Below are 9,201 nucleotides of genomic sequence, written 5' to 3'. Positions count from 1 at the left end.
CCTCATCCTTGGTCTTGGCAGCTCGGCGATCGGCACGCTGGTTGAGCGTACGACGCGCTTCACGATGTTGCTGCATCTTCCCCGGCTTGCGGGGCATGGCGAAGCTCCGCGCATGAAGAATGGGCCTGCTCTCGCAGGACACGGAGCTGAAGCGGTGCGCGACGCGATTACGCGCACCATCATCAGCTTGCCCGAAGAGCTGCGTCGTTCGCTGACCTGGGATCAGGGAGCTGAAATGGCTCAGCACGATCGTCTTAAGATCGACGCGGGTGTCCAAATCTACTTCTGCGATCCGCAAAGCCCATGGCAGCGTGGCACCAACGAGAACACAAATGGGCTGCTGCGTCAGTACTTCCCGAAAGGCACCGACCTGAGCGTCCACAGCGCCGACGAGATCGCCGCCGTGGCCGCGGCCCTCAATGCTCGACCGAGAAAAACCCTGGGTTGGAAAACGCCGGCAGAGGCGCTTGACGAGTTACTATCGTGAGTGAACACAATCGGTGTTGCGACGACCGCTTGAATCCGCCCTGTATCCTGGATCGGGCGCGCCGCCTACACGCGCGTACATCGCCCCCCAATGCGGGATGCAAGGGGCACCTCGACGTCACCACAACTTCCGTTCACCAGAGAGCCCGTCCAACGCCCTGGGCCTCAATGATTGAACGACAGATGGCCAGCCCCATACCAATATCCTGGGCTTTGGTGAAGGCCTGAAGCAGGTATTCGAATCCAATCCTGGACCAGAATGTCGCACTCTGACCAGTATGCCAGTCGAGCGAGATCTAGCCGTGCTAATCAAGAGCTCCCGCGCTCTCTCCTTTGCTCCGCTCATTGCCCCGGCCGCGTTGATGATCAAATTGATAGCCACTTGTTGGAGACGAGCTCGATCCGCCAGACTGAGCGGCAAGGTTTCCGCAAGTTGCGTTTGCACCGCACGTTTTTGGGAAACTGATGGGGAAGTCCTTCTGTGCCCACGAGCTGCAAGCTACGCGCAGCACATCGAACCACTGATAGTCATGGAGATGACACCCGCGGTACCCAGGTCACGATCGATGATCGTTGGCGTGATCGGCAAGCCAACAGCTACATCATGGTCGGCGGTGCAGCCATGGCCGAACCGATCACGTTGGGGCCAAACTAAAGCTGCCGCCGCAATTGCGGCCGAAAGCGATGTGGCGCCTGCGGATCGAGGCTCTACTCGGCTGCCATCAGCAACTCATTTTGATCGCGTTGTAAAAGTTTCCCCTTCGGAGATCTTAGTTGCGCATTGGGCCAGGTCCAACCCAAGCTGCGTGATGCCCTTCTCTAGTTCGGATCGGAGCGAAGTTCGGAAGTCATCGTTGTAGGTCGCGATGCTGGTGCGGATTTCGGCTTTCCATTGATCGCCGCGATCCCATGCTTCCGCAAACGCGGCGGCGACATCAGCGTGCTGCCGGTTCGCAATCATTGCCTCGATGATCGATCTGGATTGAAGCCGATCTTTCGAACTCTTTGCGGTCGCATCGCGATCCTCCTTGCGGCGAGATCCGATGATGAGCTTATGGATGGCGTATCTTTCTGGCGACGAAATGAGAACCGGCACGCCCACACCATGCAGCAGGACCGCGCGGATGGGCTGGTGGATCAGGTAGTCAAGGAAACGGAGCGGAAGTGCCGCCGCCCCGCCCAACGCTTGCATCGGGACAGGCTTGCCCGCCTGATCATCGGACCATTGGTTCGGCGTCAAGAACTCCACCTTGGAGTTATCCCTCGATACGAACTGGGTGGAGACCCTTCCGTCGGCCTGGCTAGGAACCTCCGGGAAGGTCGTGTCAACCTGTCGAAGCACCTCTAGAATGGGAGGCATGGAGTCCTTGATGGCGACCGAGGTTTCCTGAAACTGTGCAAAGTCGGCGTCGCCGGTCTGCATCGCGGTCGCAACGAGCCGCCTGCCGAGCACGGCGGAGTAGCATTGGTAGGCAACTGTGCCGACAAGCACTCCCCTCATGCGGAAGAAGCCAGCCTTTCGCCAGCGCCTCCACCACTTGGCCAGTCATTGGTAAGGCGTGCGGCAGATAGGCCTCTCGCGTCAATGTGGAGACGAGACGGCGACGTCCCTTCGGGTCGGCCTTCAAATCCTTGAACGCCTCGACCCTCTTGGTGATTTCGGAATCGTCCACCGGACCAACATAGCGGCGGTCCTGGCCGCCGCCTTCGGGCTTGGGCGTGTCGAAGTACCAATATTTCTTGCCCTTGACCTCGACTGCCACGAACCGACCGTTCGAAGAGAAGTCGGAGGTGGAGCTATCGTCGAGGCTGCGCTGGACCAATTCGGAATAGAGCGTCTGGTATGTAATATCGAGACGTTGGCTTTGCGCCATGGCAGGCCCCCGTTATACTGTTTTCGCGGAAATAGTATAACCAATGGAATAAAGTAAGCCCGTTACATTAAAATCGCGAAATAACGTAATACACAATATATTCAATGACTTAGTTATCAAAGAGAGCTCGTACCAAGTCCGTCCGCGGAGAAGTGAACCGGTCTGACAACCAGTACTTCCTTTTAACACGAGCCAAGAGGAAGATTGGCGCGGCCTCGCCGGGATGAGCCTACGCCTGGAATCTCCAGTTCTAGGCAGCAGTTCGTCCAGACGATAAACCGGATGGGAATGCCGGATCCGAACGGCAGGGCGAGCGATGCACTTAACATGGCTGATGGAGTGTCCAACCCAGATGCGGGTTGGCGCTGGTCGCGTATGCGACAGCCTCGAGCGCCGTCTGTAGCTGTGCAAGCACGAACGCAAGAGCCAGCACCACCTGATTCGCGCCAAAGCGCAAGGCATTTTGCTTCTCTTTGCGCGTTCGCGGCGATCGCGCGCAACGAAACCGCGACGGCTTCGCTAAATCCCTTGAGACTTGGTCCGCGACAACGCTAGGTGAAAATGTGGAACGCCCGCCAAACCTCGTTGCCGGAACGTAGCTCGATTCGCTCCAACTGGCCCCCTGCAATTTATCCCGGCGGCAAGGTCGACCGAGCAAGGGCAGGATTGTTTTGGAAGCCGCACGGACGCTTGCGATCGGACTTTGCCGAGACTCTTTTTTCGCCCCCATCGCATCTCATGCAGCTGGTATTCCATCGGCATGTCGAGCGGGATCGGTATCGCCCGGCTCTATAGGCAGCGTGAACTGAAAGACGGCGCCACGAGCCTCTTTCGCGCTCGCCCACATCCGGCCTCCGTGGGCCTCGATGATTGAACGGCAGATGGCTAGGCCCATGCCCATACCCTGCGCTTTGGTGGTGTAGAAGGCCTCAAAGAGGTGCTCCACACTATTCGAACCCAATCCTGGACCAGAATCTCGCACGCTGACTAGTACGCCAGTTGAGTCAGATCTAGCTGTGCTAATCAACAGCTCCCGCGCTCCCTCCTTTGCTCCGCTCATCGCCTCGGCTGCGTTGATGATCAAATTGATAATCACTTGTTGGAGTTGAACTCGATCCGCCAGAATGAGCGGCAAGGCTTCCCCGAGTTGCGTTTGCACTGAGACACTATTCTTCATCACCTCTGCGCGAGTCATGGCTATAACTTCAAGCACCACATCATTGATCGCCAAAGAGGCCTTCTCTGGAGGCGACTTCCTGATGAGCGCGCGAATCCGTTCGATGATTTCTCCAGCTCGCGTACCATCTCTGATAATCAAACCGAATGTCTGCCGCACCCGCTCTAAGTTAGGCGGCTGAGCATTGAGCCAGTTTAGCCCGGCCCCGGCGTTGCTGATGACGCCCGCGATCGGCTGGTTGACTTCATGCGCAATCGAGGCGGTCAGTTGTCCCATTGTGGTGAGGCGATTGGCGTGTGCGAGATCGATTAGGGTCTCGCGATACCGCCGCTCGCTTTCGCGGGCTTCGGCTTCCGCCCGCTTGCGTTCGGTCAAGTCGACGACAAAAGCGACACCTTGTTGCTCGTTGAACGCGGCCGCCCCGATCAGCACCGGGACGCGAGTACCGTCCTTGCGGACGTACTCCTTTTCGTAAGCTTGGACAGCTCCTGTAAAATGGATCTCTGTCTGAGCGCGCGCAGTGCGCTCTTTCCAGTCTGGCGGAGTTAGATCGCTCCAGCGTATCCGGCCCGCGACGAGATCCTCTCGGTCGTAACCCACTATCTCGAGAAAGGCATGATTAGCCTCGAGGATGTCCCCCTCATGGCTGAAGAAAAAGATTCCGATAATGTTGGCGTCGACCAGGCGCCGGATTTTCGTTTCACGTTCCTGAACATCACGGTACAAACGGCTGTTTTCGAGCGCTATCGCAGCTTGCGAGGCAAGCAGCTTTAGCACCGAACTCCGGGCCCGCGCGAAGATGCCAGCCGCCAAGTTATTTTCGAGGTAGAGCATGCCGATGAGCTTGGCTTGAGTGATTAGCGGAAGGCACAGAACGGAGCGCGACCCGCGTGCGCGGATATAGGGGTCGTTAGCAAATGAAGATTGGACGGCGGCATTATCGAGAATGACATTTTCACCGGTGCGCATGACGTAATGGAGCACCGACTCTGGGAGAGCTGCCGCGGTCACTGCTTGCTCATGCATATGCACAAGAAGCAATTGACTGGCCGTTGTCGCCTCTGCTTCGATCCGCGGTTCATTGCCACGGAGCAAAATCAAAAGACCTCGCTCGGCACCGGCCTGCTCAATTGCGGTGCGCATGAGCTTATCAATGAGCCTTTGCAGGACAATCTCACCAGAAACCGCCTGCGAGACTTTGATCACCGTAGCAAGGTCGAGATGCTCAATCGGCGCCCCTATGCTTGTGCCGGACAAGGCTCGAGTTGCATCCTCCTCATTCAGATAGGGATACAACTCGCCAAGTTGACGCACTTTGCCATCCGCTCCCCAACGCAAATAGTTGAAGCGTGCATCTCTCAGATATGTCTTTGCGATCCTCTCATACCCACGCGCAGCATAAAACCGCCCCGCAAGTTCGCAGGCGATCGCTTCATGGTGAACAAAACCATTAACCGCTGCGGATTGTATGGAGAGTTCGTAGAGGCGCATTGCTTCTGCGTCACGATTGTCAATCCGTGCGATTTCGGCTGAAACCAAAGCAGCTCGGTGTTCAAAATTTTCAGGGCAATTCATCGCCCACGCCTGAAGGTGTTTGTGATGGGCGCTTATGATATCTCGATGCAGTTGTACTTCACTCGCGGCTGAACCGTCGCAATGGCAAGAGTGAGACAGCGCACCGTAGAAGTGGAATTCCGCTGTTGAGCCTTCTGTCGGTATGGTCCACATTTGAGGCTCTGCCTTTGACCTCGCATTGATTGCAGCGACATAGTCACCGGCTAGGAAACGCGCCTGGAGCTTACGGATCCAATAAATGGCACCAAGGGCGGGTGCCTGCGGTCCTTGCTCGAGCGAGCGCTCGATAGCCAATTCGTCAATTTCTTCGTCATCAAAGCAGCCGAATGTGCGCGTGAGGCCACGCATGGTGCGAACGAGTCCAAGCTGCAGATGTATAATGTCGGCTGCGAAGCGGAACTTCATCTTACGAGCGGCGGCGAGGTTTCTCTCTATTTCGCGCTGTATACCTTCCAGAGGATCGCCCTCGGCTATCATGCTTGAAGTCAAATGGGCCAGACTGTAGGCCTCATAAATGAGATCGCCGACTTCAGTGGCCGCCTTCAACGATCGCGATATCAAATCGCGACTGCCCCGGTGTTTGGTCCAAGGGATCACAGTCGATCCGACGGCTAGATAGACCGGAGCCTGAAAGCGGCTCAACCCGTGACGATCGACGAGATCGCAGGCGAGCAGACCAAATCGATAAGCCGCCTGATAATCGCCGAAGCGGCCACCTAAGACCCTGTTAAGCCAAGCGTAGTGTGCGCACGAAGCATCAGAGTTGCCGTAGTCGAGGCTAAGATTCACCGCTCGGCATATGACTAACGTGGACAGGTTGGCATCAGTAAATACCGCGGGAGGAAGGATCCGCGTCAAGACCGTTAAAATAGCAAGGCACGTCTCGTCTTTCATTAAAGGCAGATCTGCTATCCTTTCAATCTGGCCATCAGTGATCTTGGACCACATCAGCTGATATTCGGATAGAGCCTCCTCCTTCGTTGGACGTGGCGACCATTCAAGCCCGACGCCGCGCAGATAATCGAGACCCACCGCCACCGCGCGCTCGAGGTCGCCGCGCGTTAGATACAGATCGATTCGCAAGCAGGCTACACTGGCTTGTTCGACCGCATCCATACCACGCCTGGAAAGCGCGGATAGGCGCTCCTCCGCGGCATCCAGCTCGCCGGTCAGGAATTCGCATTCGGACCGGTTCAGCTCCAGTGCGAAGGTTAAGTCGCGTTGATTTAGCCACGAGTCTTTCGCGAGCAGCGCAATACCGGCGATCAGGTATGTGAGCGCAGATGCGTAAGCTGCGGACGCTTTGGCACGCTGGCCGGCGATCAGGTTGAATTCTGCGAGCTGCTCCCGCTCCTTACTGGAGGTTATTAGGGACAGACCTCGATTGAGCTGATTAACAATATTAAAGATAGCCGCGCGACGGCTCTCCGGAGATGTATGTGCCGCGAGCATCCGGCCAATCCGCAGATGAGCTGGAGCGCGCGATTCCTCCGGGACCAACGAGTAGGCCGCCTCCTGAATTCGATCGTGAATGAAGCTGTACGTGTCTGCGTGCCGCTCGACTAGATCCTGATGGATCGCCGGCCATAGAAGCGCGTGCACCCGCGCCTTGGAAGTCCCGAAAACAATTGAAAGTTCCGATGTTTCGGCGATGTTACCGAAACAGGCGAGTTGCTGTATCGCGTTCTGCGTTGCGGCTGGTAGGCGGGTGAGTTTCCCGACCATCAGGTCCACTACGTTATCGGTGTACCCCTTTTCGTGGATGCGTTCGAGATCCCAAGACCAGCGCGCCGCGTTGTGATCGAAGGTCAACAGCTCTTCTTCGGCAAGTGCAGAAATGAACTGAATGACAAAGAACGGATTGCCCACAGTCTTCTGGTGAACCAGCTGCGCGAGTGGTGCTGCGCGCTTCGGCTCGCAGCGAAATGCATCCGCGACCAGCTGCTCGACATGCCGGGGGGTGAGTGGCAGAAGCGTGATCTCTTCCACGTTCCTGCCCGCGCTGCTAATGCTATCGAGTTTGCGTTTCAGAGGATGGCTGGAATCAACCTCGTTACTCCGATACGCACCGATGAGCAGCAGTTGCAAATCGGCCTCTGTCAGGAGATGCTCGAGCATGTCAAGTGTTGCCGCATCGAACCACTGCAAATCGTCCAAGAAGATCACCAACGGATGGTGCTGGCGGGCGAAGACGCCGACAAACCGGCGAAATACCAGCTGGAATCGAGTTTGCGCTTGCTGGGGCGGAAGCTCCGGAACGGCAGGCTGTTCGCCGATGATCAGCCGTAGGTCGGGAATTAGGTCTGTCATCAGCCGTCCGTTCGGACCAAGCGCATCCAGGAGTGCGGTGCGCCAGATCGCGAGCTCAGCGTCACTTTTGCCGAGAAGAGGCCGGACAACACCCTGAAACGCCTGAACTAGCGTCGCGTAGGGAATGTCGCGCTTGAATTGATCAAATTTGCCGGACGCGAAGACCCCGCGCGAGGGCACTAAAGCTTTATGCAGCTCATGGACGACGGACGACTTGCCGATGCCGGAGTAGCCGGCGACAAGTACCAACCCTGGCGCGCCACTCTTGACGACTCGATCGAAAGCGGCGAGCAGCGCTTCGATCTCGGAGCCTCTCCCGTAGAGCTTCTCGGGGATCAGCAGGCGATCTGGTGTATCCTGTTCGCCTAGCTCAAATGGTTCGATACATCGGTAGCTTGACCATTCGACGAGACAGCGCCGAAGATCGTGCTCGAGGCCGGCGGCCGTCTGATAACGATCCTCCGCGGCCTTGGCCAGCAACCTCATCACTATCTGGGAGAGCTGCTCCGGGATGCTTTCGGATTTGTCGCTCGGTGCTATTGGTTTTCTCGCGATATGACAATGGAACCACTCCATTGGGTCTAACGCGGCGAACGGCAAGGCACCTGTGAGCATCTCGTAGAACGTGACGCCGAGTGAGTAGAGGTCACTGCGGGAATCGATCGAACGGTTCATTCGTCCCGTCTGTTCGGGCGCCATGTAGGGCAGTGTGCCCGCGATGAACTCGGGCGGTTCGCTCGCCTGCCGCTCGCGCGGGTGACGCGAAGCAAGACCAAAGCCGGTGAACCGGGCCTCTCCGTCTGGACAATTCACCAGAATATGCGCCGGCTTCACGTCTCTATGGACCAAGCCGCTCCGGTGAATACTACCGAGAGTTGCCGTAATGCTAACCGCCAGTCCCAGAAAGCAGTCCAACTCCAGAGGTGCGCCCAGCAAGTGAACCAGGGGTTCACCGGCCGGATCCTCCAGAACCAGAGTGGTTCGGCCACCGTCGCGGACTAGCTCCAGGGGCCGCACCGCCCATTTCCCCCCGAGCCGTTCCCCTAGTTCATATTCATGAGCCAGGCGGTCAAGCGCAGCACGCGGAGGATGCAATGTAGCCGGTCGCACAATTAGAACTGGTTGTCGGCCACCATCTGCGGTCCGACGCCATGCGCGGCAGAAGACGCAATCACCGTCTTCCCAGAGGACCGCCGAATCGTCATGTCTTTCCATGTCGAACTGAGGCGGCTTTTCCTGCGACATTCGACCGTCCGGTCGATGATATTACGCTCAGTTAGAACCTGCCATATATTACGCAACATGACAATTTCTGCTCGCTGACGAGCCTCTCGGATCTCCCTTTATCTGTAGCGATCCGAGGTGGGACGCTAATCCTGCACGGGAGGAAGCCGCCCTCAGAAACGCAAGGACGGTGCGCCATTCGCCCACTTCTCGCATTGGTTTGAGATACAACCATGAGGCGATTGCGGCCCGCAAGAATTCATCATCGCTTGCACCGCTCTCGCAAGGGACATGACTTGATGCACGATCCAAACGTGATCCGCTCGACGAGTGCCCAATGCCGCTTTCAAGGCGCCGCGAGTGCGACCGCGAGAGCTGAGCACGAACAACACGTGAATTCGGTCTTGATGCGGCGACACCACGAACGTTTCCCGGCAAGATGTCTGGAGGAGATACAAAGTGCGCGACGAAGCCGATTAGCCAATGTGCTAGATGCGTTGCACGTCCCGGATTGACAAAGGTCTGAGTGCTATCACGGCCGATCCGGCCGCATCC

Annotated in this window: 3 protein-coding genes; 1 reads left to right on the top strand and 2 read right to left on the bottom strand. The window is 57.3% G+C overall.

What is annotated here, in order from left to right:
• On the top strand, positions 1-487 hold a 487-nt coding region (locus SO139_RS26610; RefSeq protein WP_498540921.1), incomplete at its 5' end, for an IS30 family transposase.
• 729 nt (positions 488-1,216) lie between these two features.
• Here the strand turns inward: SO139_RS26610 and SO139_RS26605 are convergent.
• Together SO139_RS26605 and SO139_RS26600 are read right to left on the bottom strand one after the other, a co-directional pair.
• Positions 1,217-1,978 carry a GSU2403 family nucleotidyltransferase fold protein gene (locus SO139_RS26605; RefSeq protein ID WP_498540920.1) on the bottom strand — a complete coding sequence of 254 codons (762 nt, stop codon included), beginning with the start codon at positions 1,976-1,978 and terminating at the stop codon, positions 1,217-1,219.
• 1,118 nt (positions 1,979-3,096) lie between these two features.
• Entirely contained in the window at positions 3,097-8,667 is a 5,571-nt protein-coding gene (locus SO139_RS26600) for a trifunctional serine/threonine-protein kinase/ATP-binding protein/sensor histidine kinase (protein ID WP_498540919.1), read from the bottom strand.
• Positions 8,668-9,201 lie beyond the last annotated feature (534 nt).

This window comes from Bradyrhizobium sp. UFLA05-89, from assembly GCF_059803475.1.
Note: the sequence above shows the minus strand (reverse complement) of the source record. Positions and strands in the feature narration are given on the sequence as shown.